Origin of the sequence: Ralstonia edaphi (assembly GCF_958350185.1) — a bacterium.
In the GTDB taxonomy this organism is placed as follows: Bacteria; Pseudomonadota; Gammaproteobacteria; order Burkholderiales; family Burkholderiaceae; genus Ralstonia; species Ralstonia edaphi.
Map to the genome: position 1 here is coordinate 187,191 of NZ_CATWHI010000002.1, position 26,448 is coordinate 213,638.

General features: G+C 63.9%; 22 protein-coding genes, 1 tRNA gene and 1 pseudogene. 9 read left to right on the top strand and 15 right to left on the bottom strand.

The window, feature by feature from the left end:
- Positions 1-82 precede the first annotated feature (82 nt).
- Together aceF and aceE are read right to left on the bottom strand one after the other, a co-directional pair.
- Positions 83-1,756 carry a dihydrolipoyllysine-residue acetyltransferase gene (aceF, locus tag R2669_RS06005; RefSeq protein WP_316899234.1) on the bottom strand — a complete coding sequence of 558 codons (1,674 nt, stop codon included), beginning with the start codon at positions 1,754-1,756 and terminating at the stop codon, positions 83-85.
- A gap of 153 nt (positions 1,757-1,909) precedes the next feature.
- Positions 1,910-4,600 (bottom strand): pyruvate dehydrogenase (acetyl-transferring), homodimeric type, encoded by a 2,691-nt coding sequence (gene aceE, locus R2669_RS06010; protein WP_316873566.1) that lies wholly within the window; start codon positions 4,598-4,600, stop codon positions 1,910-1,912.
- Positions 4,601-4,914: 314 nt separating this feature from the next.
- Between aceE and R2669_RS06015 the strand changes: the two genes are divergently transcribed.
- The 6 genes from R2669_RS06015 (at position 4,915) to hpaR (ending at position 12,779) form a co-directional block, all read left to right on the top strand.
- On the top strand, positions 4,915-7,491 hold the full coding sequence (locus tag R2669_RS06015; RefSeq protein WP_430708771.1) for a PAS domain S-box protein: 2,577 nt from the start codon (positions 4,915-4,917) through the stop codon (positions 7,489-7,491).
- 40 nt (positions 7,492-7,531) lie between these two features.
- The gene (locus R2669_RS06020) at positions 7,532-8,167 is read left to right on the top strand and encodes a response regulator transcription factor (RefSeq protein WP_024975528.1); all 636 of its coding nucleotides are present in this window, start codon (positions 7,532-7,534) and stop codon (positions 8,165-8,167) included.
- 95 nt (positions 8,168-8,262) lie between these two features.
- Entirely contained in the window at positions 8,263-9,132 is an 870-nt protein-coding gene (gene folD / locus R2669_RS06025; protein WP_009240794.1) for a bifunctional methylenetetrahydrofolate dehydrogenase/methenyltetrahydrofolate cyclohydrolase FolD, read from the top strand.
- Positions 9,133-9,226: 94 nt separating this feature from the next.
- Positions 9,227-11,341 carry a M3 family metallopeptidase gene (locus R2669_RS06030; RefSeq protein ID WP_316889338.1) on the top strand — a complete coding sequence of 705 codons (2,115 nt, stop codon included), beginning with the start codon at positions 9,227-9,229 and terminating at the stop codon, positions 11,339-11,341.
- Positions 11,342-11,492: 151 nt separating this feature from the next.
- The gene (gene xth, locus R2669_RS06035; protein ID WP_147214548.1) at positions 11,493-12,302 is read left to right on the top strand and encodes an exodeoxyribonuclease III; all 810 of its coding nucleotides are present in this window, start codon (positions 11,493-11,495) and stop codon (positions 12,300-12,302) included.
- A 12-nt stretch (positions 12,303-12,314) separates the two neighbouring features.
- Positions 12,315-12,779 (top strand): homoprotocatechuate degradation operon regulator HpaR, encoded by a 465-nt coding sequence (gene hpaR, locus R2669_RS06040; protein ID WP_316873557.1) that lies wholly within the window; start codon positions 12,315-12,317, stop codon positions 12,777-12,779.
- 6 nt (positions 12,780-12,785) lie between these two features.
- Here hpaR and hpaI read toward each other — a convergent pair whose 3' ends face one another.
- The 11 genes and pseudogenes from hpaI to R2669_RS06095 form a co-directional block, all read right to left on the bottom strand.
- Complete coding sequence (gene hpaI / locus R2669_RS06045) at positions 12,786-13,592, bottom strand: 4-hydroxy-2-oxoheptanedioate aldolase (RefSeq protein ID WP_316899236.1); 807 nt, start codon at positions 13,590-13,592, stop codon at positions 12,786-12,788.
- Between the two features lie 45 nt (positions 13,593-13,637).
- Complete coding sequence (hpaH, locus tag R2669_RS06050; RefSeq protein WP_316899238.1) at positions 13,638-14,441, bottom strand: 2-oxo-hept-4-ene-1,7-dioate hydratase; 804 nt, start codon at positions 14,439-14,441, stop codon at positions 13,638-13,640.
- 3 nt (positions 14,442-14,444) lie between these two features.
- Positions 14,445-14,834 carry a 5-carboxymethyl-2-hydroxymuconate Delta-isomerase gene (locus R2669_RS06055; protein WP_316899240.1) on the bottom strand — a complete coding sequence of 130 codons (390 nt, stop codon included), beginning with the start codon at positions 14,832-14,834 and terminating at the stop codon, positions 14,445-14,447.
- A gap of 10 nt (positions 14,835-14,844) precedes the next feature.
- Positions 14,845-15,714 (bottom strand): 3,4-dihydroxyphenylacetate 2,3-dioxygenase, encoded by an 870-nt coding sequence (gene hpaD, locus R2669_RS06060; RefSeq protein ID WP_316899241.1) that lies wholly within the window; start codon positions 15,712-15,714, stop codon positions 14,845-14,847.
- A 42-nt stretch (positions 15,715-15,756) separates the two neighbouring features.
- Positions 15,757-17,238, bottom strand: coding sequence for a 5-carboxymethyl-2-hydroxymuconate semialdehyde dehydrogenase (gene hpaE, locus R2669_RS06065; protein WP_316889344.1), 1,482 nt, complete (start codon positions 17,236-17,238; stop codon positions 15,757-15,759).
- The gene (locus R2669_RS06070; RefSeq protein ID WP_316889347.1) at positions 17,235-18,005 is read right to left on the bottom strand and encodes a fumarylacetoacetate hydrolase family protein; all 771 of its coding nucleotides are present in this window, start codon (positions 18,003-18,005) and stop codon (positions 17,235-17,237) included. Before R2669_RS06070 ends, hpaE begins: the two co-directional genes overlap by 4 nt.
- Entirely contained in the window at positions 18,002-18,754 is a 753-nt protein-coding gene (locus R2669_RS06075; RefSeq protein WP_316899243.1) for a fumarylacetoacetate hydrolase family protein, read from the bottom strand. The genes R2669_RS06070 and R2669_RS06075 overlap by 4 nt, the downstream gene beginning before the upstream one ends.
- A gap of 187 nt (positions 18,755-18,941) precedes the next feature.
- Positions 18,942-19,232, bottom strand: coding sequence for a DUF1488 family protein (locus tag R2669_RS06080; RefSeq protein ID WP_092970102.1), 291 nt, complete (start codon positions 19,230-19,232; stop codon positions 18,942-18,944).
- Positions 19,233-19,762: 530 nt separating this feature from the next.
- On the bottom strand, positions 19,763-21,193 hold the full coding sequence (gene bcaP / locus R2669_RS06085; RefSeq protein ID WP_316889350.1) for a branched-chain amino acid transporter BcaP: 1,431 nt from the start codon (positions 21,191-21,193) through the stop codon (positions 19,763-19,765).
- Positions 21,194-21,381: 188 nt separating this feature from the next.
- Positions 21,382-22,455, bottom strand: coding sequence for a DNA polymerase IV (gene dinB / locus R2669_RS06090; protein WP_316899245.1), 1,074 nt, complete (start codon positions 22,453-22,455; stop codon positions 21,382-21,384).
- Between the two features lie 170 nt (positions 22,456-22,625).
- Positions 22,626-23,001, bottom strand: a pseudogene (locus R2669_RS06095) (hypothetical protein).
- A gap of 315 nt (positions 23,002-23,316) precedes the next feature.
- On the opposite strand from R2669_RS06095, the gene R2669_RS06100 reads away from it, so the two are divergent.
- Positions 23,317-24,255, top strand: coding sequence for an aldose epimerase family protein (locus R2669_RS06100; protein ID WP_316899961.1), 939 nt, complete (start codon positions 23,317-23,319; stop codon positions 24,253-24,255).
- Between the two features lie 9 nt (positions 24,256-24,264).
- On the opposite strand, the gene R2669_RS06105 is transcribed toward R2669_RS06100, so the two are convergent.
- A complete protein-coding gene (locus R2669_RS06105) occupies positions 24,265-24,600 on the bottom strand; it encodes a carboxymuconolactone decarboxylase family protein (protein ID WP_316873536.1) in 336 nt (111 codons plus the stop codon).
- Positions 24,601-24,715: 115 nt separating this feature from the next.
- On the opposite strand from R2669_RS06105, the gene R2669_RS06110 reads away from it, so the two are divergent.
- Positions 24,716-25,630, top strand: a complete 915-nt coding sequence (locus R2669_RS06110) for an AraC family transcriptional regulator (protein ID WP_316899247.1) — start codon at positions 24,716-24,718, stop codon at positions 25,628-25,630.
- Positions 25,631-25,792: 162 nt separating this feature from the next.
- Positions 25,793-25,869 (top strand) — tRNA-Pro (locus tag R2669_RS06115).
- A gap of 79 nt (positions 25,870-25,948) precedes the next feature.
- On the opposite strand, the gene R2669_RS06120 is transcribed toward R2669_RS06115, so the two are convergent.
- Positions 25,949-26,383, bottom strand: a complete 435-nt coding sequence (locus R2669_RS06120) for a MerR family transcriptional regulator (RefSeq protein WP_316899249.1) — start codon at positions 26,381-26,383, stop codon at positions 25,949-25,951.
- Positions 26,384-26,448 lie beyond the last annotated feature (65 nt).

A 26,448-nucleotide genomic window follows, 5' to 3' on the forward strand; every position in this document is an offset into this window, starting at 1 on the left:
GACCAGTCCGCCGACCGCTGCAAACCCAACCGGGCCGGCACGCACAGGCCCGAAGCCAGATGCGTGCCGCGCCCGCGTGGGCTTACAGGCTGACGCGGCGGAAGTCCGCCAGCACGCTGGCCAGATACGCGTTGAAGCGCGCAGCCTCCGCGCCGTCGATCACGCGGTGATCGTACGACAGCGACAGCGGCAGCGTCAGGCGCGGCACGAACTGCTTGCCGTCCCAAACAGGCTTTTGATAGCCGCGCGACAGACCCAGGATAGCCACTTCCGGCGCGTTGATGATCGGCGTGAAATGCGTGCCTCCAATGCCGCCCAACGACGAGATCGAGAAGCAGCCGCCCTGCATCTGGTCCGGCTTGAGCTTGCCTTCGCGCGCCGCCTTCGACAGGTCGGCCATTTCCTTCGCGATGTCGATCAGGCCCTTCTTGTCCGCATCGCGAATCACCGGCACCACCAGCCCATTCGGCGTATCGGCCGCAAAGCCGATGTGGAAGTACTGCTTGAAGACCAGGTTGTCGCCGTCCAGGCTCGCGTTGAACGTCGGGAATTTCTTCAGCGCGCCCACGACAGCCTTGATCACGAACGCCAGCATCGTGAACTTCACGCCGGCCTTTTCGTGGTCCTTGTTCATCTGCACGCGGAAGGCTTCCAGCTCGGTGATGTCCGCTTCGTCGTTGTTGGTGACGTGCGGGATCATGACCCAGTTGCGGTGCAGGTTCGCACCGGAAATCTTCTTGATGCGCGACAGCGGCTTCGGATCAACCGGACCGAACTTGGTGAAGTCGACCTTCGGCCATGGCAGCAGATTCAGCTCGCCGCCACCGGCCGGCGCACCAGCGGCAGCCTTGCCCGGCGCAGCAGCTTGGCCGCTCATCACGCCCTTGACGTAGCGCTGCACGTCTTCCTGCGTGATGCGGTTTTTCGGGCCCGTACCGCCGACGAGGTTCACGTTGACGCCAAGCTCACGCGCGTACTTGCGCACGGAGGGGCTGGCGTGGGCAGCCTTGCCCACCGTACCCACGGTATCCGCGGTGTACGTAGCAGGCGCTGCGGCCGGCGCAGCCGCGGGGGCGGCCGCAGGGGCCGGGCTCGGTGCAGCGGCAGCCGGGGCCGGGGCCGGGGCTTGCGCAGGGGCCGGTGCAGCGGCAGCACCGCCAGCTCCCTCCAGCACGACGATCAGCGTGCCTTGCGACACGGCATCGCCCACCTTCACGCGGATGTCCTTGACGGTACCGGCGGCCGGCGACGGCACATCCATCGTGGCCTTGTCCGACTCGAGCGTGATCAGCGACTGCTCGGCTTCCACCTTGTCGCCCACCTTCACGCTGATCTCGATGACCGGCACGTCGGTGTAGTCGCCGATGTCCGGCACCTTCACTTCGATCGTGCCGCCACCAGCGGCAGCCGGAGCAGGGGTCGGGGCTTGCGCGGCCGGTGCGGGTGCCGGTGCAGCAGCGGCCGGAGTCGGTGCGGGCGCAGCTTGGGGTGCCGGGGCCGGTGCAGCGGCAGCGCCCTGCTCTTCGAGCAGCAGCACCAGCGAGCCTTCCGACACGGTGTCACCCACCTTGATCTTCACTTCCTTGACGACGCCGCTCTTGGGCGAAGGCACGTCCATGGTCGCCTTGTCCGACTCCAGCGTGACCAGCGAATCTTCGGCGTTGACGGTATCGCCCGCCTTGACCAGCACTTCGATCACCGGGACGTCTTTGTAGTCGCCGATGTCCGGCACCTTGATTTCTACGACTTGACTCATTCTTCTGTCTCCAGAGGGTCTGGCGGCGAGAGCATCCGGCCGTGGACACGCGTTGCCCCGCAGGCTACCGCATCGTGCAGGCAAATGCACGTTGCGGGAAGTCTGTCGGGGCGGTGCCCGGCCGGGACGCAACCCGCGCGCCCGGCGGCTCCGTTATACGGTCATCGGGTTGGGCTTGTTCGGATCGAGGTTGTACTTCTTCAGTGCCTCGGCCACCTTTTCGCGCGGCAGCACGCCTTCGTCGGCGAGCGCCTTGAGCGACGCGACCGTCACCCAGTAGCGATCCACCTCGAAGAAGTGACGCAGCTTCTCGCGGGTATCCGAGCGGCCGAAACCGTCGGTGCCCAGCACCACGTAGCGACGCGGCACGAAGGCGCGGATCTGTTCGGCGAACGTACGAACGTAGTCGGTCGATGCGATGACCGGGCCGCGTGCGTTCTTGAGCAGCTTCTCGACGTGCGACTCGCGTTGCGGCTCGGTCGGGTTGAGCAGGTTCCAGCGTGCGGTAGCGTTGCCTTCACGGGCCAGCTCGGTAAAGCTCGGGCAGCCCCACAGGTCCGACTCCACGCCCCAGTCCTTCTTCAACAGATCGGCGGCGGCGATCACTTCACGGAAGATCGTGCCCGAACCCAGCAGTTGCACGCGCGGTGCGTTGCTGTTTTCGACGCCCTTCTTGAACTGGTACATCCCCTTGATGATGTCGGCCTCGACACCCGCCGGCATTTCCGGGTGCTCGTAGTTCTCGTTCATCACCGTCAGGTAGTAGTAGACGTCTTCCTGCTCGACATACATGCGACGCAGGCCGTCTTGCATGATCACCGCCAGTTCGTACTGGAAGGTCGGGTCATACGAGATGCAGTTCGGGATGGCAGCGTGGTACACGTGCGAGTGACCATCTTCGTGCTGCAGGCCTTCGCCGTTCAGCGTGGTCCGGCCAGCGGTGCCGCCCAGCAGGAAGCCGCGCGAGCGCATGTCGCCGGCGGCCCAGCAGAGGTCGCCGATACGCTGGATGCCGAACATCGAGTAGTAGATGTAGAACGGGATCATCGCCACGCCATGCGTCGAATACGACGTGGCGGCCGCGATCCAGTCGCACATGGCGCCGGCTTCGTTGATGCCTTCCTGCAGCACCTGACCCGTCTGCGATTCCTTGTAGAACATCAGCTGGTCGTGATCCTGCGGCACGTACTTCTGGCCTTCCTGGTTCCAGATGCCGACCTGGCGGAACAGACCTTCCATGCCGAACGTGCGCGACTCATCCGGCACGATGGGTACAACGTGCTTACCGATGTTCTTGTCCTTCAGCAGGATGTTCAGAATGCGCACGAAGGCCATCGTCGTGGACACCTCGCGGCCTTCACCGGTGGCCTTGAGCAACGCGTCGAACGCAGACAGCGCCGGAACTTGCAGCGGGTCGGCCTTCTGGCGACGGGCCGGCAGGTAGCCGCCGAGGTCCATGCGCGCCTTGCGCATGTATTCGAGTTCCTTCGAGCCCTCTTCGAACTTGACGTACGGAACGTGCTCGAGCTGGTCGTCGGCGACCGGAATATTGAAGCGATCGCGCAGCTTGCGGATGGCATCCACCGGCATCTTCTTCTGCTGGTGGGCGATGTTCATCGCTTCACCGGCTTCGCCCATGCCGTAGCCCTTGATGGTCTTGGCGAGGATGACGGTCGGCTGGCCCTTGTGGTCCGTTGCCGCCTTGAACGCTGCGTAGATCTTGTGCGGATCATGGCCGCCGCGGTTCAGCGCCCAGATGTCGTCGTCGGACCAGTCGGCCACCATGGCCTTGAGTTCCGGCGTGTTGAAGAAGTGCTCGCGCACATAGGCGCCGCTCTTCGACTTGAAGGTCTGGTACTCGCCGTCGACGCATTCCATCATGCGGCTCATCAGCAGGCCCTTGGTGTCGCGGGCAAGCAGCTGATCCCAACGGCTGCCCCAGATGACCTTGATGACGTTCCAGCCGGCGCCGCGGAATTCCGATTCCAGCTCTTGAATGATCTTGCCGTTGCCGCGCACCGGACCATCCAGGCGCTGCAGGTTGCAGTTGATCACGAAGACGAGGTTGTCCAGCTTTTCGCGGCCGGCCATGCCGATCGCGCCCAGCGATTCCGGCTCATCGGTTTCACCATCGCCCAGGAACGCCCAGACCTTGCGGTTTTCCCAGTTCTGGATCAGGCCGCGGCTGGCCAGGTACTTGGTGAAGCGCGCCTGGTAGATCGCCATGATCGGGCCCAAGCCCATCGACACGGTCGGGAATTGCCAGAAATCCGGCATCAGCCAGGGGTGCGGATACGACGAGATGCCCTTGCCGTCGACTTCCTGACGGAAGCTGTCGAGTTGCTCTTCGCTCAGACGGCCCAGCAGGAATGCGCGCGAGTAAACGCCCGGCGCCGAGTGGCCCTGCACGAACACCATATCGCCGCCGTGCTTGTCCGACGGCGCGTGCCAGAAATGGTTGTAGCCGACGTCATACAGCGTGGCCGCCGAAGCGAACGACGAGATATGGCCGCCGACGTTGGTGTCCTTGTTCGCACGCAGCACCATCGCCATGGCATTCCAGCGCGTGTACGAACGGATGCGGTGCTCGATTTCCTGGTTGCCAGGAATGCGCTCCTGGTTCTCGACCGGGATCGTATTGATATAGGGGGTTTCTGCATGCAGCGGAGACGTCACGCCGTTGATGCGCGCGTACTCGATCTGCTTATCGAGGAGGAACGCCGCGCGTTGCGGGCCTTCCGCGCCGATGACGCCTTGCAGCGCCTCCAGCCACTCCTTGGTTTCCTGGGGATCAACGTCGCTGGCGCTCGTGGCACCCAGGACTTGTTCTGGTACGGCCGACATGGCGGTCTCCTTGGTAGCAGTAACGGTAGTTGCGTCTCTTGTGAGGCGCCCACTGGCACGCGCGTTCGCACGCACGCAAGAGGCCACCCCGACTTTTGCGCTGATTCTATGGGCACCCGCAAACGCAGCACAAGCGGAATTTTCAAATTGCGATATGGTTTTTTATAATGCGGAATATTGCCGCAACGCAAAACAAATCACTTTTGACATTGCAGCGCAGCATTTTTTAAGCGAACAAGACACCTCACCAAGCGGTTTCCCCAAGCGACCTGCAAGTTGATTGCCGTTACACTAAGTTTTGCGCAGTTGCACAGATGTCCACTCCTCTACCTCCGCAGAATTCCGGCGTTCGTCCGCCCATCATGCTTGCCCCCTCCCACGCTTCGCAGGACCCGGCCGCCAAGTCCGAGCCGCCAACGCCTGCTGCGCCTGCGCCGATTTCCGTGAACGCATCCGAACTGCCGTCGGACGAAGTCGTCCGGCCGAACATGCCCCGCCGCCTGTGGCTGACGCGCCTGGCCCGGCTATGGACGACCAACTGGTTCATGTTCATCCCGCTGGTAGCGATCGTCCTGTTCGCCGGCGCGATGATTTTCATCCTGTACCAGTTGCACGCCACCGAGGTGCAGCAGCAGCGCGACGCCCTTTACCGCGATGCTGCCTGGGCCGAGCAGAAGGTGCGCCTGTCCCTGCAGAGCAACCAGGACCAAGTTGCCGCCCTGGCGCGCGATATCGGAGCTGCACAGCTCGACCCGAGCGCCTATCGCGATGCCGCCCGCCAGCTCCTGCGTGAGAACCCGGAGCTGGTCTTCATCAACTGGCTGGATGCCACGCGGCGCCCGCGCTGGGCGTTCCCGTCCACCTCCGAATTCACTGCGCGCGTGCGCGAAACGCGCGACCATCCGCTCGAACCTGAAATCCAATCCGCCTACGACGCGGCCCGGGAGACGCAGCGCGCCGTCTATTCACGGCCCATCCAGAACGAACGCGGCGAGAGCTTCATGCTCATGGAAGTCCCGATCGTGCGGGACAACGAATTCCTCGGCACGGTGGGCGCCATGTATTCGGTCACGGGCATCCTCACGCAGCTGCTGCCGGGCGAGCTGACCGACCGCTACCGCTTCTCGCTGGTCGACAAGAACAACGTGGTCCGCGCGAGCACGTCGTTGCGGCCGGTGCCCAAGGCTGCCGCATCCTACGAAGTGCTGCTCGACCCGCCGGGACATTCGCTGTCGCTGCGGGCCGAGGCGTATCCGGCACCGTCCAACCTGCCCAACAACATGCTGATGTGGCTGGTGGCCGGCCTGTCGTGCTTCGTGATCTGGAGCCTCTGGAGCGTTTGGCGCCACACCAGCCGCCGCTCGGAAGCGCAGCGCGCGCTGCTGGCGGAAACGTCATTCCGGCGCGCCATGGAAAACTCCATGGTGATCGGCATGCGCTCGCTCGACCTCAACGGCCGCATCACCTACGTGAACCCGGCGTTCTGCCGCATGATCGGCTGGACGGAGGCCGAACTGGTCGGCCGCATGCCGCCGTTCCCGTATTGGCCGCCCAACGAGATCGGCGAGATGCAGAAGCACATCGAGCTGACCCTGCGCGGCAAGGCCCCCGCCAACGGCATGGAGCTGCGCATGATGCGCCGCGACGGCACGAGTTTCTATGCACGGATGTACGTCTCGCCGCTGATCGACGCACGCGGCCGGCATACAGGGTGGATGAGTTCCATCACGGACATCACCGAGCCCAAGCGCGCCCGTGAAGACCTGGCCGCCGCGCACGACCGCTTCACTACGGTGCTGGAAAGCCTGGACGCGGCGGTGTCGGTGCTCTCGACCGACAAGGCCGAGTTGCTGTTCGCCAACCGCTATTACCGTCAGCTTTTCGGCTGGGAAGCGTTCGGCCATCTGCAGCTCTCCGGCAACGACGTCAACACCGAAGACGTGTCCAGCGATGCGCTCGACCTGGTGGACGCCTACGCCGGCCTGCCGGCCTCCGAACTGACGCCGCACGCGGCGGATGCGCGTGAAATCTACGTGCCGTCGATGCAGAAATGGTTTGAAGTGCGGCGCCGCTACATCCAGTGGGTCGACGGTCACCTCGCGCAGATGCAGATCGCCACCGACATCACCGTGCGCAAGGCCGCTGAAGAGATGACGCGCCAGCACGAAGAACGCCTGCAGTTCACCAGCCGTCTGACGACGATGGGCGAGATGGCCTCGTCGCTGGCGCACGAGTTGAACCAGCCGCTTGCCGCCATCAACAACTACTGCATGGGTGCGGTCGGCCGCCTGAAGTCGGGGCGGAGCACGCCGGAAGAGCTGATCCCGGTGCTGGAAAAGACCTCCGCCCAGGCCGTGCGTGCCGGCACCATCATCCAGCGCATTCGCGGCTTCGTGAAACGCAGCCAGCCGCAGCGGCGCGAATCCGACCTGCGCGACATCGTCGCCGACGCCGTGGGCCTGGCCGAACTGGAGGCCACGCGGCGCGGCATCACCATCCTGACGCGCCTGCCGGGCGACCTGCCGCATCTGTATGTCGATCCGGTGCTGATCGAGCAGGTGCTCGTCAATCTGCTCAAGAACGCCGCCGAAGCCATGGCCGCCCACCCGCGCCTGCGCGCCGCCAGCGTTCTGCGCCTGCACGCCAACCTGATCAACGACCCGGAAAATTCCGTGCTGATCGAGGTGATCGACCAGGGCCCGGGCGTGGACGACAGCACCAAGGAGCGGCTGTTCGAGCCATTCTTCAGTACAAAATCCGATGGCATGGGCATGGGGCTGAATATCTGCCGCTCCATCATAGAATCCCACCTCGGCAGGCTCTGGGTAGAAAACAACGCCGATGGCATCGGCTGTACGTTTAAAATCATCCTGCCGCTGAATCCGCTGTAGATCGTTTTTAAAACATAGAACGTAGACCGAGGACTCCTCCATGAGCACAACGCCCGCCGCAGTTGCGCCGCGCAACGAAACCGTGTTCGTCGTCGACGACGATGAAGCCATGCGTGACTCGTTGACGTGGCTGCTCGAAGGCAACGGCTACACCGTTCGCACGTACCGCAGCGCCGAAGAATTCCTGGTCGACGACAAGCGCGGCGAAGGCGTCGGCTGCCTGATCCTCGACGTGCGCATGCAGGGCATGAGCGGCCCCGAGCTGCAAGACCGCCTGCTGGCCGAAAACAGCCGCATGCCGATCGTCTTCGTCACGGGCCACGGCGACGTGCCGATGGCAGTGTCGACCATGAAGAAAGGCGCGGTCGACTTCATCGAAAAGCCGTTCGACGAATCCGAACTGCGCGAGCTGGTTGAGCGCATGCTCAGCAAGGCCCGCAGCGAAGACTCGGTCGCCCGCGAGCAAAAGGCCGCCAAGGACCTGCTCGGCCGCCTGACCACGCGCGAGCAGCAAGTCCTGGAGCGCATCGTCGCAGGCCGCCTGAACAAGCAGATCGCCGACGATCTGGGCATTTCCATTAAGACGGTGGAAGCGCACCGCGCCAACATCATGGAAAAGCTCAACGTGAACACCGTGGCAGACCTGCTGCGCCTGGCCCTGTCGCGCAACGCCTGATTCGGCTGCAGGAAAAACCAGGCGATCATCCGGGCGGCCGGAAGGGAGGCGGCGATTTATAATCGCGGTTTGCCCTCTCCCTCCTCCGCCCAGCCATGACCGCCCAACTCATTGACGGCAACGCGCTTGCCAAACAACTCCGCGCCGAGGCCGCACAACGCGCCGCCGCCCTGACCGCGCGCGGCCACCAGCCCGGCCTCGCCGTGATACTCGTCGGCGAAGACCCGGCCAGCCAGGTCTACGTGCGCAACAAGATCAAGGCGTGCGAAGACAACGGCTTCCTGTCCAGCTTCGACCGCTACCCCGCTGACCTGTCCGAAGCCGACTTGCTCGGCCGCATCGACGCACTGAACCGCGACCCGCGCATCCACGGCATCCTGGTCCAATTACCGCTGCCCAAGCACATCGACAGCCACAAGGTGCTCGAAGCCATCGCGCCGGAAAAGGACGTCGACGGTTTCCACGTGGCCAATGCCGGCGCGCTGATGACCGGCGCCCCGCTGTTCCGCCCGTGTACGCCTTACGGCTGCATGAAGATGCTGGAATCGATCAACTACCCGGTGCGGGGCGCCAATGCGGTGGTGGTCGGTGCTTCGAACATCGTCGGCAAGCCCATGGCGATGCTGCTGCTGCAAGCCGGCGCCACCATCACGATCTGCAACAGCAAGACGCGCGACTTGGCCGCGCACACACGTGAGGCCGACATCATCGTGGCCGCCGTGGGCCGCCGCAACATCATCACCGCCGACATGGTCAAGCCCGGCGCAGTCGTCATCGACGTCGGCATGAACCGCGACGATGCCGGCAAGCTGTGCGGCGACGTCGACTTTGCCGGCGTCAAGGAAGTTGCTGGCTACATCACGCCGGTGCCGGGTGGCGTCGGCCCGATGACGATCACCATGCTGCTGATCAACACCCTGGAAGCCGCCGAGCGCGCTGCTGAAGGAGCCGCGCTGGCGGCGTAAGCTTCACCCTGATCCAGTTGGAAACGGAAAAAGCGTCCCCACCTGTTGGATCGGACGCTTTTTTTGTCCCCCGAATTTCTCTACCGAGCCCGCCATGACCGACATTTCGCCCAAGGTTGCCAACCCGGCCAACAATCCGCTGCTCGATTTTTCTGGTCTGCCGCGCTTTGCGGACATCCGCCCCGAACACATCACGCCGGCCGTCGACGTACTGCTTGAGCGTGCCGCATCGGCGGTGGGGCAGGTCAAGGACCCCGCCACGCCTGTCAGCTGGAACACCGTCGTCACCGCACTGGAAGATGCGACCGAGCCGTTGGGCCGCGCCTGGGGCATCGTCAGCCATCTGAGCGCCGTCGCCGACACGCCGGAACTGCGCGAGGCGCATGCCGCCAATCTGCCGCGCGTGACCGAGTTCTGGTCGGGCCTGGGTCAGGATCTGGAACTGTTCGAAAAGTACAAGGCAATTGCCGACAGCGCCGAATACGCCACGCTGTCGCCCGCACGCAAGAAGCTGCTTGAAAATGAACTGCGCGGCTTCCGCCTGGGCGGCGCTGAACTGCCGGAAGACCAAAAGCCGCGCTTTGCCGCCATTCAGGAACAGCAGGCACAACTGACCAAGGCTTTCAGCGACCACGTCCTGGATGCCACCAACGCCTACGCACTCATCATCAACGACGAAGCCCGCCTGGCCGGCTTGCCCGACGACGCCAAGCAGGCGGCACAGGAAGCGGCTCGCCGCGACAATCCGGAAGCGACCGGCTGGAAGTTCTCGCTGCACTTCCCGTCGTACTTCCCGGTGCTGCAATACGCGGACGACCGCGCGCTGCGTCGCACGCTGTACGAAGCCAACGTCACGCGCGCGTCCGAACTCGGCGCGCAGTACGGCGGCGGCAAGGCCGAGTGGGACAACACCGCCAACATGGCCGAACAGCTCACGCTGCGCACCGAAGAAGCGCACATGCTGGGCTATCGCAATTTCGGCGAGGTGTCTCTCGTGCCGAAGATGGCTGACTCGCCCGAAGACGTGCTGCGCTTTCTGGGTGAGCTGGCCGACCGCGCCCGTCCGTTTGCCGAGAAGGATTGGGAAGAACTGCAGGCCTTCGCCAAGACCACGCTCGGCATCGACAAGCTCGAACCGTGGGACATGGCCTATGCGTCGGAAAAGCTGCGCGAGGCGCGTTACGCATTCTCCGAGCAGGAGGTGAAGCAGTACTTCCCGGAACCCGCCGTGCTGGAGGGCCTGTTCAATGTCGTGCAGACGCTGTTCTCAGTGAAGATTCAGCCAGAGGCGGCTGAAGTATGGCACCCGGACGTACGCTTCTTCCGCGTTGAATCTGCCCAAGGTGAGCTGCTTGCACAGTTCTACATCGACCTGTACGCGCGCGAAGGCAAGCGCGGCGGTGCATGGATGGACGACGCACGTGGCCGCAAGCTGCTGGGCGAAGCGGGCGTGCAAACCCCGGTGGCTTACCTCACCTGCAACTTCTCGGGCCCTGTCGGGAACAAGCCAGCGTTGTTCACCCACGACGAGGTCATCACCCTCTTCCACGAGTTTGGCCACGGCTTGCACCACATGCTCACGCAGGTGGATGAGCTGGGCGTGTCTGGCATCAACGGCGTGGAATGGGATGCGGTGGAGCTACCGTCGCAGTTCATGGAGAACTTCTGCTGGGAATGGGAAGTGCTCTCGCGCATGACGCGCCACGTGAATTCCGGCGAACCTCTGCCACGCAAGCTGTACGACAGCATGCTGGCCGCGAAGAACTTCCAGAACGGCATGGCGACGCTGCGCCAAATCGTGTTCTCGACGTTCGACATGCACCTGCACACCGACTTCGACCCGAAGGGCGCGACATCGGTGCTGGAGCTGTCGCGCCAGATCAACAATCGTTTCCACGTCGTGCCGCAGGCCGAGCTGTCGCGCTGGCCGAACACGTTCAGCCACATCTTTGCCGGTGGCTATGCGGCGGGCTACTACAGCTACAAGTGGGCCGAAGTGCTGTCGGCAGATGCCTATGCCGCGTTTGAGGAAGCCAGCAAGCTGGGCGGCTCGGTGCTCGATGCGGAAACCGGCGCGCGCTATCGCCGTGAGGTGCTGGCAGTTGGTGGCAGCCGCCCGGCCATTGAATCGTTCACGGCCTTCCGCGGCCGCGCGCCGAGCATCGATGCGCTGCTGCGCCATGGCGGCATGGTGGCGGAAACCGCCTGACGGTCTGCTTGGCCAGGCGTGACAGCGCCGCTTCGTGCCCCCGTGCCGAAGCGGCGTTTTCATTCGAGCCCGCAACGCTTGATGGCACAATATCGCACCCCTGAACGGCGCCAAATTGTGCGCCGTCGCCATTTGCAAGGACCGAGCCCCCATGCGTGTCGCAACCTGGAACGTTAACTCTTTGAAGGTGCGCCTACCGCACGTGCTGCAATGGCTGGCCGAGCGCGAAGCCGACGCCACGCCCATCGACCTGCTCTGCCTGCAGGAACTCAAGCTGCCCGATGACCGCTATCCGCTCGCCGAGCTGGACGCCGCGGGCTACGCCTCGTTGTTCACAGGTCAGAAGACATACAACGGTGTTGCCATCCTCGCGCGCAAGGCGTCGGTGCCTGAAGGCCGCGATGTGGTGAAGAACATCCCGGGTTTTGACGACGAGCAGCAGCGCATCGTAGCCGCGACGTATGACGTGGACGGTGGCCCGGTCCGCGTGATCTCCGCCTACATTCCGAACGGGCAGGCGCTCGATTCCGACAAGTTCGTCTACAAGCTGCGCTGGCTGGAGGCGCTGCAGGCCTGGCTGACAAGCGAGTTGGCAGCAAACCCGCGCCTGATGCTGCTGGGCGATTTCAACATCGCCCCTGAAGACCGCGATGTGCACGATCCGAAAAAGTGGGAAGGCCAGAACCTCGTGTCGCCGGAAGAGCGGGCAGCGTTTCGAGCGATGCAAAACGCCGGGCTTGTCGATGCCTTCCGCATGTTCGAGCAGGAAGACAAGCTGTTCTCGTGGTGGGACTACCGCATGTTCGGCTTCAAGCGCAACGCCGGCCTGCGGATCGACCACATCATGCTGTCGCCTGAGCTCGCCAAGCTGTGCGAGTCGTGCCATATCGACCGCGTGCCACGCACGTGGGACCAGCCTTCGGACCACACCCCCGTCGTCGCCGCCTTGCGCCGCGCATAAGGAGCGCCCCGCATGGCTTCCGCCTTCAAGCACCGCAATCTGCCGCATTTGCTGCTGCGCGCGCGTGAGACGTTCATGGCACGCTTTCGGCCGATCCTGCGCGAGCACGGCATCACCGAGCAGCAATGGCGCGTGCTGCGTACGCTCAACGATACCGGCGACATGGAGCCCAACCAGCTCGCCGATGCCTGCCTGATCCTGAGCCCGAGCCTCACGCGCATGCTGGCGGCGATGGAACAATCCGAGATGATCGTGCGCACGAAGTCGTCGGTGGATCAGCGTCGGCAAGTGATTTCGCTCACGCCCAAGAGCCGCCAGTTCCTGGCCGACGTGGAACCGCAGGTCGATGCCGAATACGCGCGCATCGAGGCGCAGTTGGGCCGTGCGCGGCTGGAAGCGCTCTACGCCGCCATCGACGAATCGATCCACGTGATGGAAACGCACACGCCGATGGGGCGCTTCACCGGCGACGAGTAACGCCCCTCAATACACACTGCCGGCCGGGTGCGGCTTGGCGGCGCCCTCTTCCCTGAACGCCTGCGCCAGCTGTTCGGCGCTGCGCGCCAGCAGCGTGACATCCGTCCCTACTGCAACGAAGGTCGCACCGAGCGACAGGTAGTGCTTCGCCTGCGCCTGATCCGCCGACAGAATCCCCGCCGCCTTGCCGGATGCGACGATGCGTTGAATGGCGCCATCGATCGCGTTGCGCACTTCCGGATGTCCCGGCGCGCCGAGGTGCCCCATTGAGGCTGCCAGGTCGCCAGGACCAATGAATACGCCGTCTACGCCTTGCACGGCGAGAATCGCATCGAGATGTTCAAGCGATTCCGCGGTTTCGACTTGGACAAGCGTGCACATCTGCGCATCGGCCTGGTGGAGGTAATCGTCCACGCGGTTCCAGCGCGATGCGCGAGCCAGCGCACTCCCGACGCCGCGAATACCGTTCGGGGGATAGCGCATCGCCTCAACTGCGGCTCGTGCCTCGTCGGCGTTCTGGACCATCGGCACCAGCAGTGTCTGCGCGCCGATATCCAGCAGGCGCTTGATCTCGACCGGATCATTCCAGGCAGGCCGCACGATGGGATGCGACGCATAGGGTGCAACAGCCTGCAATTGCGCGAGCGTCGATTGCAGTTGATTCGGCGCGTGCTCGTTGTCGATCAGCAGCCAGTCGAAGCCGGCGCCGGCAACAATCTCGGCCGGGTACGGATGCGTCATTGCAAGCCACAGGCCGATCTGCGGCCGGCGCTCGGCCAGCGCGCGCTTGAAGCTGTTCACCGGAAGTTGCATGGCGAGGCCATCCTTTGAGCGTGAGACGGGTAGACGGGTAGACGGTTAAACGAAATGGCACGCGATGCTGCCAAGCGGACCGTAGTCGCAATGGAATGTATCACCGGGCCGGGCAGGCACCGGCCGCGTGAACGATCCGCCAAGGATCACCTGGCCGGGCTCCAGCGCAACGCCGTGCGGCGCCAGCTTGTTGGCCAGCCAGACGACACCGTTGGCCGGGTGGTTCAGCACGCCGGCTGCCACGCCCGTCTCTTCGATGACGGCGTTGCGGGAAAAGATGGCGCTCACCCAGCGCAGGTCCACATCGCGCATGCGGATGGGACGGCCGCCCATCACGACGCCGGCGTTCGCGGCGTTGTCCGCAATCGTGTCGAACACCTTGCGCGGGCGCCCGCTGTCCGGGTCGATCGATTGAGACCGCGCATCGATGATCTCCAGCGCGGGGATCACGTGGTCCACCGCGTCGTACACATCGAACAGCGTCACGTCCGGCCCCTCCAGCCGCTTACCGAGCACGAAGGCGAGTTCGACTTCCACACGCGGCACGATGAAGCGGCCGGCAGGAATCTCGCTCCCCTCGGCAAAGAACATGTCGTCGAGCAATGCTCCGTAGTCCGGCTCGTCAATCTGCGAAGACTGCTGCATCGCGCGCGACGTCAAGCCGATCTTGTGGCCCTTCAGGCGCCGCCCCGCCGCCAGCTTCATCGCAACCCATTCGCGCTGGATGGCGTAGGCGTCTTCGATCGTGATGTCGGGGTGGTCAAGCGAAACCTGGCGGATCTGCCTGCGGTCGATCTCGGCCTGATGCAGGCGGCGCGCGATGGTCTGGATGGTCGTGGTGTCGAGCATGCGTCAAGCCTTGCGAAAACGCGCGTGGATGTTGTTGTGTTTATAGCTGCCGCCCTCGTCAAACTCGGTCAGCTCCATCGACAGTGCCAGATAGCGGCGCGCAAAGGCCTCGGCGAAATGTGCCTTGATTGCCTCAAACAGTGCGTCGCAGGCGGCTTTCTTGGTCTCGGGCGTACGGCCCGCAGCGATCTTGAGCGTGACATGGACGAAGGCGTCGTCCTCTTTGCCGTCGGCCACACGGTAGTCGGTCAGCTTGATGGCGCGCGATCGGATCCCGCCGGTCGGAAACACGCCGTTCTGCGCCATCAGCGTCTCGTTCATGGCGCGGAGCAATTCCGGAATGCGGGCGTCGTCGCCCAGATTGTCGGTGTATTCGACGATGACATGCGGCATGTCGATCTCCTCAGGCTCCAACTGGACCACGCCCGGGCAAGGGGAAGATCGCGTTGATCTGGCCCGTGCCGGAGCTGGCGAAATATTCGGTGACGACCTCGACGCCCCTGTCATAGGCATCCCAGCCAAGCAGACCGAGCAGCATGGCCGTGTCGTGCATGCCGCCCTCGCCTTCGCACAGCGATGCGTACTCGGGCAGCATTGCGCAGAAGGTCTTCCAGTCGCCCTGCTTCCATAGCTCGACCACGCGCAGGTCGACCTGCCTGAAAAACTCGCGGCTGATCTGGTGAATGGATTCTTCGGGGCTGCCGTTGTCGTTGAAGCGGTGCGAGAGCGATCCGCTAGCGAGAAACGCGACCGTGCTGTCGCTCGCCTCGATGGCTTCGAGCAACGCGGCACCGAAGCGGCGGCTTTCATCCAGTGTGTGCCACGCGCACCACCCGGCAATCGACACGACCTTGAAGTGCTGGTCGCCGTTCATGTACCGCATCGGTACGAGCGTGCCGTATTCGAGTTCGAGGCTATCGATTTCGTGCGCACGCGTGAACACGCCGCGCGCCGTTGCCGTCTCTGCAATCAATCGGCCCAGCGCCGGATTGCCGGGATAGGCATACCGCATGTCCTTGATGAAATGCGGCAGCTCGTTGCTCGTGTAGACGCCTTCGAAGCGCGCGTTGCAATTGACGTGGTAGCCGGCGTTGACGAGCCAGTGCACGTCGGACACGACGATAGTGTCCACGCCCAGATCGCGGCAACGCTGCCCGATGATGCGGTGGCCCTCAATGGCCGCCGCCCGGCAGCCATGGTGCTTGCCCGGCAGCTCCGACAGGTACATCGACGGCACGTGCGTGATCTTCGCGGCCAAGGCCAGCTTGCCCATGGTGTCTCCTTCCGCCCTTGTTGTGGTGTGTCCGGCCGCGCGTCAAACGCCCCAGCGCGGAATATGGTGGCTGCCCATCGAGATGCAGACGTTCTTGATTTCGGCAAACACCTCCAGACTGTACTCGCCGCCCTCACGCCCCGTACCGGAAGCTTTGACACCGCCAAAAGGCTGGCGCAGGTCGCGCACGTTCTGGCTGTTGACGAACACCATGCCGGCTTCGATGCCGCGCGCCACGCGGTGCACCTTGCCTACATCCTGCGTCCAGATGTACGAAGCCAGACCGTATTCCACGTCATTGGCGAGTTTCAGGCCATCGGCCTCATCCTTGAACGGGATCAGGCAAGCCACGGGGCCAAAGATTTCTTCCTGCGCCACCCGCATGCGGTTGTCGACGTTGGCCAGCACCGTCGGCGCGACGAAGTTGCCGTTCTGCAGGTGGCCGGGCAGGCCAGCGGGCTTTTCCGCGCCGCCGGCCAGAATCTTCGCGCCTTCCTGTTCGCCCAGGCGGATGTAGCCCGTGACCTTCTCCCAATGCGCGCGCGTGATCATCGAGCCGACATGGGTTCTCTCATCTGCCGGATCGCCCACAACAAGCCGCTTGGCACGCTCGGCAAACTTGCGCACGAAATCGTCGTAGACGCTTTCTTGCACGAAGATGCGCGAGCCGGCTGTGCAGCGCTCGCCGTTGATCGAGAAGATGGTGAACAGCGACGCGTCCAGCGCGCGATCCAAGTCCGCATCGTCGAAGACAAGCACCGGCGATTTGCCGCCCAGCTCCATCGAGAATTTCTTCAGGCCGGCGCGCTCCATGATGCGCTTGCCGGTCGTCGTACCGCCGGTGAACGACACCACCCGCACATCCGGATGGCGCACCAGCGCGTCGCCCGCCGTCGCGCCATAGCCTTGCACGACGTTCAGCACGCCGGGCGGAATGCCGGCTTCCAGCGCCAGGCGGCCAAGTTGATCCGCTGTCAGCGGTGACAGTTCCGACATCTTGAGCACGGCCGTATTGCCCAGCGCCAGGCACGGCGCGACCTTCCAGGTGGCCGTCATGAACGGCACGTTCCACGGCGAGATCAACGCGCAAACGCCCACCGGCTGATACAGCGTGTAGTTCAGCATCTGGTCATCGACCGGATACGTGCGGCCGTTGACTTGCGTGCACACTTCGGCAAAGAAATGGAAGTTCTCCGAAGCGCGCGGAACGAGCTGCTTGCTCGTCTGCGCGATGGGCAGGCCGGTGTCCATGGTTTCCAGCGCTGCGAGGTGCGGCACGTTCTGCTTGATCAGCTCGCCCAGTCGGCGCATCAGCTTGGCACGCTGCTTGGCCGGCGTGTTGGCCCAGGCGGGAAATGCCGCCTTGGCGGCCGCCACCGCCGCGTTGATCTCGGCTTCCCCGCCCGACGCCACCTCAGCGATGGCCTCGCCCGTCGCCGGGTTCGTCGTGACGAAACGCTCGACGCTGTCGACTTGACGACCGTCGATCCAATGCTTGACAGGGTCCATGTTGACGCGGCTCATGCGGGCTCCTTGTTCGGTTCTTCGGCAACGATGGTGCTCACCAGCCTGCCGATGCCTTCAATTTCGGTGATGACTTCGTCGCCGGGTTGCGTGTCCGCCAAACCCTCGGGCGTGCCGGTCAGGATCATGTCGCCGGGGCTGAGCGTCATGAAGCTGGAGAACCACGCGATCAACGCAGGGATGTCGAAGATCATGTCGCGCGTGCTGCCTTCTTGCGTGACACGACCGTTGACGGTCGTGCGCAGCGCGAGGCGCATCGGATCGGGCACATCGTCGCGGTCAACGAGCCATGGCCCGATGGGCGTACACGTATCGCGGCTTTTCACACGCAGGTTCGGGCGGTAGTAGTTCTCGAGGTAATCGCGGATGGCGTAATCGTTGGCCACCGTATAGCCGGCTACAAATTCGTAGGCATGTTCGCGCGGCACATTGCGCGCGGTCTTGCCAATCACCACGACCAGCTCGCATTCGTAGTGCATGAACGTCACGCCATCCGGGCGCACGGTGTGGGCACGATGTCCGATCAGCGTATTGGGCCCTTTCAGGAACGCGAGCGGCTCCTCGGGCGCCTTGAAGGCTAGTTCCTTGGCGTGGTCAGCGTAGTTCAGGCCCAGCGCGAAAACGGTGCGCGGCTCGACCGGCGGCAACCAGACGACCTCGGTTTCATGCAGGACGCGGCCGTCGGCCAGTCGCAGGTGGGTGTCGTCGCCCGGCATGGCCGTGGCGCGATGGATGGCGCCGTCATAGGCAATACGCGCGTGCTTCATTGCGAGGCCTCCTGCGCGTGGCGAACCAGGGCTGTCGTCAGCGTGCCGATGTGGGCGATGTCGATATCGATGCGGTCATCGGCCCGCGCCAGCGGCGGATTCTCGGGCATGCCGACGAGCAGCACGTCGCCCGCTTCCAGCGTCATGAAGGCCGTCACGTCGGCAAGCAGTTGCGCGATCGGCCGCACCAGCGTCGATGTGTTGGCGCGCTGCTTGATCTCTCCGTTGATGCGCACGGCGATATCGAGTGCATCGGCATCGGGCACATCGTCGCGGTCAACCATCCAAGGCCCCATCGGGCAAAAACCGTCGCGGCACTTGTGGCGGATCGCCGGTCGGTAGTAGCTCGCATGCGGCACCGTCAGGTCATTGACGATGGTGTAACCGGCGATGAAATCTACGGCATGCCGCGCAGTCACACGCGCGGCAGTACGACCGATCACCACGCCGAGGCAAGCACCGACCCAAACGCCATCAACGTCTGCCGGCAGCACAACATCGTGGTTATGACCAATGCGCGTGTTGGCCGGCTTGAGATACAGGATGGGCGCCTTAGGCGGTGCCTGGTATGGCGGCGCAGATAGCGCGTCGCCCAGCGCACCCAGTTCGCCCCGGTAGTTCAGCAACGCGCCGACGACCGTACCTTCAAGCGGCGGCAACCAACGCCAAGAACCCGCAGCCTGTGCTGCGGATGCGAACACCCGCTCCACGACTTGACCTTCCGGCAATACCACTCTGCCTCGCAGCATGGTGTCTCCCGCCTTTTCATATAATTAACATGTTAATCATCTGATCCGATTGCGGTCATGTCAAGTCGGGAAACTGCGGCGCAATGAAAAAGCCGGCCACGCGGACCGGCTTTTCAGGCGGCGGACGATGTGTCCGCCATGCAGAGGCATCGGGCAGGCCGATGTCTACGGGGGCAATCGATCAGACTCAGGCTACGGCAATATGCGCGCGCTTGACCACGACCGGTTGCGGCAAATCATCCAATCCGTGAGATCGCTGCACGCCGTCTGCAATCAGCACGCGCGCGGCATCCTGGATTCTCTCTTGGCCAGCCTCGAAGGCTGCCTGAAGCGACAACACCTGATCACCTTCCAGGCCTTCCCAAAGCGCCTCACGCGTTGCCACGCAAGTCACCTTTTCACCGTCGACCAACGCGTCGAACAGCAGGCCTTCGTTGTTGATGTCGTACGCCTCTTTCTTTTCGAACTTGATTTCCATCGTCAAAGCCCTCCGATTGCAATGGACAACAACGCACACGCTGTTGCGTGGAAACTTTGCGGGGGGGCCGGCAAGGTTTCGTCAGACATGTGTCTGGCTGCGAAGATCATTTTAACCACAGCTTGCGATGCACGTGCGAGCGTCATATGCGGCATCGCAGCCGTTGAACGGTGTCTGGCAGCCGCCATCCCAGGCGGCATCAGGCTCCGCGCGCCCCTGGTCGCAGCTATGCTTTTTTGTCAGGGTCGCGCGCTGGACCGCCCGAGCAAAGCAAACGCCACACGCAAGGCGCGTGCCGGACACGCAGCCACGGTGTGCCTGCTAATGCAACCACAGGGTTCGCGACACGTTGATGTCAGCGCCGCATGCGTTTGAGCCATCGCCAAAAAAGCGTGGTGCTTGCACGCAATACATCGGCGTTGTAATAGTTGCGCGCCGGCTGAGAGAAATCCGCTCAGCCGGCGGCCTGAACGACCGTGTCGCGCCGCGTGGCTGCCATGTCGTCAGGGAATGGACGCGCCTTCCTGATATCAGTGCACCGTCTCGGAAACAGGCGCAGCGCCATGTTCAGACGTGTGCAGCAGCGAACGGCGGCGCGCATAACCGAAGTACACCAGCAAGCCGATCGCGACCCACACCACAAAGGCTACCCACGTGACGGCCTGCAGGTGGCTCATCAGGAACAGACACATGCCGATGGCCAGCAGCGGCACGACCGGCACGCCCGGACAGCGGAAGCCGCGATGCAGGTCCGGACGCGTACGGCGCAGCACCAGCACGGCAACGGCAATCAACGAGAACGCGGCCAGCGTACCGATGTTGATCAGTTCAGCCAGCACGTTCAGCGGCACGAATGCGGCAATCACCGCGAAGACGATGCCGACGACCCACGTGTTCAGGAACGGGGTCGCATAACGCGGATGAATGTGCGACAGACGCTTGGGTAGCAGACCGTCGCGCGACATGGCGAAGATGATGCGGGTCTGGCCGTACGCCATCACCAGGATCACGGTCGTCATGCCGATGATGGCGCCCAGGTCGACAAAGCCCGCCACCCAGCTTTCACCGGCGACTTGCAGCGCCAGTGACACGGGGTGGTCGACGCCCGCAAACTTCGCGAACGGCACGATGCCCGTCATGATGGCCGCCACCAGCACGTACAGAATCGTGCAGACCGCCAGCGAACCGATGATGCCGATCGGCAAATCGCGTTTGGGATTGCGCACCTCTTCCGCCGCAGACGTCACCGCATCGAAGCCGATGAACGCGAAGAACACGATGGCGGCGGCGCCGAACACGCCTTCCATGCCGAACGGCATGAACGGCTGCCAGTTGGCCGGCTGCACATGGCGCACACCCACGGCGATGAACAGCAGCACCACCGTCACCTTGATCGCCACCATGATGTTGTTGGCGCGCGCGGATTCGCGAATGCCGAACGACAGCAGCGTCGTGATCAGCAGCATGATCACCAGCGCCGGCAGGTTGAACAGCGTCTGCACACCCGGAATCGCGCCCGGTGCGGCAGTGAGCGCCACCGGCAGATGCACGCCGAAGCCTGACAGCAGCGACTGGAAATAGCCTGACCAGCCCACCGAAACAGCGGATGTGGCCAGGCCGTATTCGAGCATCAGGTCCCAGCCGATGATCCAGGCGACCAGCTCGCCCATCGTGGCGTAGGCATACGTATAGATGGAGCCCGACACGGGAATGGTCGAGGCGAATTCGGCGTAGCACAGCGCGGCAAACCCGCAGGCGAGCGCTGCGACGATGAAGGACAGCGTAAGCGCCGGCCCGGCCGTCAGCGCGCCGGTGCCGGTCAGCACGAAGATGCCGGTTCCGATGATGGCGCCGACACCCAGGAAGGTCAGGTCGAGGGGTCCGAGGACTTTCTTCAGGCCGGTGTCACCGTGGCCCGTGCGGATCATGTGATCCACGTTCTTGGTACGAAACAAACTCATTACTGCGTCTCCTGTCTGCGTGCGGCCGAATGTGACGGCATGCACTGTCGCGCACGTGTGGTGCGCGGCGGCGGATTATGCAAAAAAGCGGGCATTTTACCCGCAGGCGATATTCCGCCCTTCTATCGCCGGGATGCAGACAGGAAAATAGGACAATTCTCAACCGATTGCCGCGCCAAGGGGTGGCGTCACTCGGTAGCGACTGGGTCTTCGGCAAACAGCGGCTGCTGGCGCGCATGCGCGTCCGACTCATACAGGCGCACGCCCACGCCGAGCAACCGCACGGGAATGCCGCGGCGCTCAAACCCCTGCGCAAGCAACTTGGAGAACACCGCCAAGGACACTTGCGGCGAGATGCACTCCACCGTCGTGCCGCGAAAGTCGGCAAAACGCAGCTTGACGTAGGTCTTGTGGATCATGTTGCCGGCGCGAGCACGTTCGACGCGGGCGGCAAGCTGCTCGACGAGAACGATCAACTCACGCTGGCAGTCTTCGAGCGTGCGCAGATCGGTGGCGTAGGTTTCTTCCACGCTGACCGACTTGCGAATCTGCGAGGGCTGCACCTGCCGGTGATCGATGCCCCGGCAAAGGTCGTGCAGCCGGAAACCGAACACGCCGAAATGCTGCTGCAAGCGGTCGGTGCCCCAGGCGCGCAGGTCGCCGCACGTTTCCGCCCCGAGGCGACGCAGCTTGGCGGCCGTCACCTTGCCCACGCCGAACAGGCGGTCGACGGGCAGTTCGGCAACAAACGCGTCGATCTGCTCCGGCCGCACGACGAACAGGCCATCGGGCTTGTTCCAGTCGCTGGCGATCTTGGCGATGAACTTGTTGGGCGCAACGCCGGCCGACACAGTAATGCCGATCTCTTCGCGCACGCGGCGGCGGATGTCTTCAGCGATGCGGGTGCCGCTGCCCGCGAGCATCGGGCTGTCGGTCACGTCCAGATACGCCTCGTCCAGCGAGAGCGGTTCCACCAGCGGCGTGTAGCTGTGATAAATGGCGAAGATCTGGCGCGCGACCTGGCGGTACTTCTCCATGGACGGCGGCACGATCAGCAAGTCCGGACAGCGCTTGACGGCCTGCGCCATGGGCATCGCCGAATGGATGCCGAACTTGCGCGCTTCGTAATTGCAAGTCGCGACCACGCCGCGCCGCTCCGGCCGGCCACCGACGGCCAGCGGCTTGCCAACGAGGCGCGGATCGTCGCGCATTTCGATGGCAGCGTAGAAACAATCGCAGTCGCAGTGGATGATCTTTCGCACGGCACAAGGCCAGAACCGGCTGCGGGAAGCAGCAGCGGCGTCGGGCTTGCTCGTTCAGGAGGAACGCAAGCGTATCAGCTTCCGCGGGTCGCGCACGCAACGCGGCGCAACAATGCATTTCGCCGATATTGCGGCGCAACATCGGCGGATGAAGGGATCGGGAAAGCGGCTTAGCGGCCGATATCGTGCGCCACGGCGCCGAGTTCGTCGTTCAGGGCGCGCTGCTCGTCCCCGGACAAGCCGCCGCGATGCTGGCTGGCCATGTCGTTGGCTTCCTGGCGGATGCGGCGCAGTCGGTCACGTAGACCATCGGCGCGGTACGGGTCGATGTAGCCCTGCGATTGGCGAACGTCAACACGGTGGAATTCCTCCGCGAGGCGGCCCTGCACTTGATCGAAGCGCGCGCGGGTCTACGGGCGCAGGCACCGCGACCGGCACCGGCTCACGCACCACCACGGTACGCGTGGGCTGCGGCGGTGCCACGACACAGCCGGCCACGGAGGCCGCCAGTACAGCGCACAGGGTCAGACGCGGAAGAATCGACATGATTGGGCTCGTATTGTCGTTGTGGAAACGCGCAGTCGCGCGAGAACTGGCGCTTATCTTACGAACCGCTTCACGCAAAGCTGTGACGATTGGTAACAGTAGATTACTTCCCCGACAGCTCCGGCGGCTCGACCGGCGGCGGCGGCTCATCGGGCGAAGGCAGGTCGGGGGGAATTCCGGGCGGCGAAGGCTCGTCGGGTGGCGGAACGGTATGTGCGGGCAGCACGCAATTGACGGACATGGTTTCCCTCAGGGCAAAACGCATTGACAATCTAGTACGCGATTCCCATGCCAACAAGTCACCTCGCCGATCCCATGCACGACCTGCCCACCGCCCGCTTCCAGGACCGCACACTGATCCGTATCGGCGAGCCTCACGCTGATGGCTCCATGCTGCTGCTCTCGCCCGAATCCGGCGGCCGACTGGTGCGGTGGCGCCATCGTGGCGAAGACATCCTCTTCTGGCCCGGGGCGGCCGATTGGTCCAATCCAGCGAAGGTCCGCGGCGGCAATCCGCTGCTGTTTCCCTTCATCGGCCGGCACTTCGTCGAAGGTGAAGTCGGTCGCTGGCGCGATGCGCGCGGGCAGCTTCACGCCCTGCCGCAACACGGCTTCGCCCGCGACATGCCGTTCAAGGTGGAAGACGCGAGCGACGCGCACATCGTCCTGCTGCTGCGCGACAGTCCCGAGACGCGTCAAGGCTATCCGTTCGCCTTCGAGTTTCGCGTGACGTACCGGCTGATTGACGATGGGCTGGAGGCGACCTTCTCGGTCAAGCATCTGGACGAAGGCGACGCGCATGCGCCGATGCCGTTCTACGCGGGTCATCATTTCTACCTGGCGCTGCCGCATGCATTGCGCGGCGCGACCGAACTCTTGATGCCGCCGGCCCGGCTGTCACGTCAGCTGCCCGACGGCAGTCTCGACAGACCCGAGCCAGGCCGCAGGACCTATCAGCTCGACGACCCGGCGCTGCAAGACCGCTATCACCTGCTCGATGACGCTGGCGCTGCAACGCTGGTCATTCCGCCGCACCCGGAAGCACCGCTCGGCCGCCGCATTCGTTTCGAAGTCGACGGCGCGCCGGTGCCCTGGCACGCCATCACCACGTGGACGGAAAACGCCACGTCGGACTTCTACTGTGTCGAACCGTGGATGGGTCTGCCGAATGCGATCCACCACGGCGAAGGCCTGCATCTGCTCGCTCCAGGCGGGACCCGACAGGCAACGTGCCGTCTGCGGATCGCACGGTAGGTGGCGCGGTCAGGCCGTCTCGTAGGCCTGCACCGCGTCCATCACACGGGCCGAGTACACCAAGGCTGCCCCGGCATTGAGCGAGATCGCCACGCTCAGCGCATCGGCAATCTCCTCATGCGTCGCTCCATGCTTGATGGCCTCGGCCGTGTGCACGGTGATACAGCCATCGCAGCGCGCGGTCACCGCCACGGCCAGCGCGATCAGTTCGCGGGTCTTCGCGTCCAGGCTGCCTGTCGTGGCCGCCGACAGCGTCTTGTAGCCCTTGACCGTATCCGGCGTGATCCGACCGATCTCGCCAATGCGACCCAGCAATTCCTTCCGATACTCGACCCAGTTCAGCATGATGTGCTCCGGTGGTGTGGCGCTGACCCGATGCCGGCGCCGTTGGAAAGAGTATTGTCTGGATGCGTGATCCGTTGAATACTTGACCAACGCAATTTCTGTCGAAATCGTCTCAATGGACGCGCTCAGTCAATTCATTCAGCTCACACGCCCGCAGGCCAGCCTCGATTTGCGCTGTCTGTTCCAAGGTCCGTTCTCGATCCCGCACGATCCGGAGCCGAATGGCCCCGTACTGTTCCATCTGGTGCTTTCGGGCAGATGCCTCGTCGACACTGGCGGCCGCACGCTCGCGCTGCGCGAAGGCGATTTCATCCTGTTCCCGCGCGGCGAGGCCCACACGATTCACGACCCCGGTGCGGCCGACGTCCCCGTCCGGAAACCGCGCACATCGCACGACGGGATGCTTCCGCTTCGCAAAACCGGTCGGGGCGCGGCTGACGTCGACTTGCTTTGCGGCCGCTTTGTCCACGAGCACGGCTCGACCACGTTGTTGGTCCGTACGCTGCCCGATCCGCTGCACGTGTCATTGAGTGACAGCGCGTCGTATCCCGCGCTGCAGGCGCTCATTGGGCTGATGCGCGACGAAGCCGAAACGCGCGCACCTGGCGCGCTGGCGATCGTCACGTCGCTGAGCCAGGCGTTGCTGACGATGGCACTGCGCGTCTATGGCCAGCGAGAAAACGCGAGCCCCGGCACGTTGACGCTGCTGTCAGACGCGCGCCTCGGCACTTCCGTACAAGCGATGCTCAGCGCGCCTGAACGCGCATGGACCATCGACACACTCGCCGATCTGGCGGCCATGTCACGCGCCACCTACGCGCGACACTTCAAGGCGCGTGCCGACATGACGGTGTGGGACTTTCTCACGCGCGTACGCATGACGCTCGCCTGCGACGCGTTGGTTCATACGCGGCTCAGCGCGGGCGAGATTGGCGCGCGTGTCGGCTATCAATCCGAGGCGGCGTTCGGCAAGGCGTTCAAGCAGCAACTCGGGATGACGCCGGCACGGTATCGGCGGGCGACGGGTTGATGCTCCGACATCGCTAACGCTTAGCCTTGCGAGGAGCGCGCGTTGTCGCAGCGCTTTCGGCGAAGCTGGGCTCGCGCGCCGGACGCCACCACACAGCGCCGCCCCGAAACGCGAGCGAACTACTAGTCATCGTCACCACGCCTCTGTTATACTTTCAGGCTTCGGGGCGTAGCGCAGCCTGGTAGCGTACCTGCATGGGGTGCAGGTGGTCGGAGGTTCAAATCCTCTCGCCCCGACCAAAACAAAAGCCCGCGTAACAAATCACGTTACGCGGGCTTTTTCGTTTCCATCGGCGCGCTTCCTGTGCGCGATATCAGCTTACGGCTTGTCGGTACGCAGGACTTCCAACACAGCGGACAGCGCGCGCCGCAAGCCCTGCACATCCACCGAACCGGTCACGGCAGTTGCCATCGGGGCCGCAACTTCCATCTCCGGCTGCTCATCAGCTTCGACTTGCGACGCAGCACTTGCGCCATGCCGCAACTCATCCAACCGATTCCGCGCGCCATTGATCGTGAAACCCTGTTCGTACAGGAGCTCGCGAATACGCCGGATCAGCAGCACTTCATGATGCTGGTAGTAGCGCCGATTGCCGCGTCGCTTGACCGGCTTGAGCTGTGTGAACTCCTGCTCCCAATAGCGCAGCACGTGCGGCTTGACGGCGCACAGGTCGCTCACCTCACCAATGGTGAAGTAGCGTTTGGCTGGAATCGGCGGCAGGTTGACCCGCTCCGTGTGTTTATCGGCGGCCATACAGGGCTGAACTACAGGGCTGGCGAAAGAGACGGATTGAACGGACGGCTGAATGAAATCACGCA

What these genes read in the sequence shown, in the direction of transcription:
- hpaR (WP_316873557.1), top strand. Translation starts at nt 12,315, where the DNA reads ATGGCTTCCGCCTTCAAGCACCGCAATCTGCCGCATTTGCTGCTGCGC.
- R2669_RS06070 (WP_316889347.1), bottom strand. Translation starts at nt 18,005, where the DNA reads ATGAAGCACGCGCGTATTGCCTATGACGGCGCCATCCATCGCGCCACG.
- folD (WP_009240794.1), top strand. Translation starts at nt 8,263, where the DNA reads ATGACCGCCCAACTCATTGACGGCAACGCGCTTGCCAAACAACTCCGC.
- R2669_RS06055 (WP_316899240.1), bottom strand. Translation starts at nt 14,834, where the DNA reads ATGCCGCATGTCATCGTCGAATACACCGACAATCTGGGCGACGACGCC.
- R2669_RS06020 (WP_024975528.1), top strand. Translation starts at nt 7,532, where the DNA reads ATGAGCACAACGCCCGCCGCAGTTGCGCCGCGCAACGAAACCGTGTTC.
- R2669_RS06080 (WP_092970102.1), bottom strand. Translation starts at nt 19,232, where the DNA reads ATGGAAATCAAGTTCGAAAAGAAAGAGGCGTACGACATCAACAACGAA.
- R2669_RS06015 (WP_430708771.1), top strand. Translation starts at nt 4,915, where the DNA reads ATGTCCACTCCTCTACCTCCGCAGAATTCCGGCGTTCGTCCGCCCATC.
- hpaD (WP_316899241.1), bottom strand. Translation starts at nt 15,714, where the DNA reads ATGGGCAAGCTGGCCTTGGCCGCGAAGATCACGCACGTGCCGTCGATG.
- aceE (WP_316873566.1), bottom strand. Translation starts at nt 4,600, where the DNA reads ATGTCGGCCGTACCAGAACAAGTCCTGGGTGCCACGAGCGCCAGCGAC.
- R2669_RS06110 (WP_316899247.1), top strand. Translation starts at nt 24,716, where the DNA reads ATGGACGCGCTCAGTCAATTCATTCAGCTCACACGCCCGCAGGCCAGC.
- bcaP (WP_316889350.1), bottom strand. Translation starts at nt 21,193, where the DNA reads ATGAGTTTGTTTCGTACCAAGAACGTGGATCACATGATCCGCACGGGC.
- R2669_RS06120 (WP_316899249.1), bottom strand. Translation starts at nt 26,383, where the DNA reads ATGGCCGCCGATAAACACACGGAGCGGGTCAACCTGCCGCCGATTCCA.
- hpaH (WP_316899238.1), bottom strand. Translation starts at nt 14,441, where the DNA reads ATGCTCGACACCACGACCATCCAGACCATCGCGCGCCGCCTGCATCAG.
- hpaI (WP_316899236.1), bottom strand. Translation starts at nt 13,592, where the DNA reads ATGCAACTTCCGGTGAACAGCTTCAAGCGCGCGCTGGCCGAGCGCCGG.
- R2669_RS06105 (WP_316873536.1), bottom strand. Translation starts at nt 24,600, where the DNA reads ATGCTGAACTGGGTCGAGTATCGGAAGGAATTGCTGGGTCGCATTGGC.
- xth (WP_147214548.1), top strand. Translation starts at nt 11,493, where the DNA reads ATGCGTGTCGCAACCTGGAACGTTAACTCTTTGAAGGTGCGCCTACCG.
- R2669_RS06075 (WP_316899243.1), bottom strand. Translation starts at nt 18,754, where the DNA reads ATGCTGCGAGGCAGAGTGGTATTGCCGGAAGGTCAAGTCGTGGAGCGG.
- R2669_RS06100 (WP_316899961.1), top strand. Translation starts at nt 23,317, where the DNA reads ATGCACGACCTGCCCACCGCCCGCTTCCAGGACCGCACACTGATCCGT.
- aceF (WP_316899234.1), bottom strand. Translation starts at nt 1,756, where the DNA reads ATGAGTCAAGTCGTAGAAATCAAGGTGCCGGACATCGGCGACTACAAA.
- R2669_RS06030 (WP_316889338.1), top strand. Translation starts at nt 9,227, where the DNA reads ATGACCGACATTTCGCCCAAGGTTGCCAACCCGGCCAACAATCCGCTG.
- hpaE (WP_316889344.1), bottom strand. Translation starts at nt 17,238, where the DNA reads ATGAGCCGCGTCAACATGGACCCTGTCAAGCATTGGATCGACGGTCGT.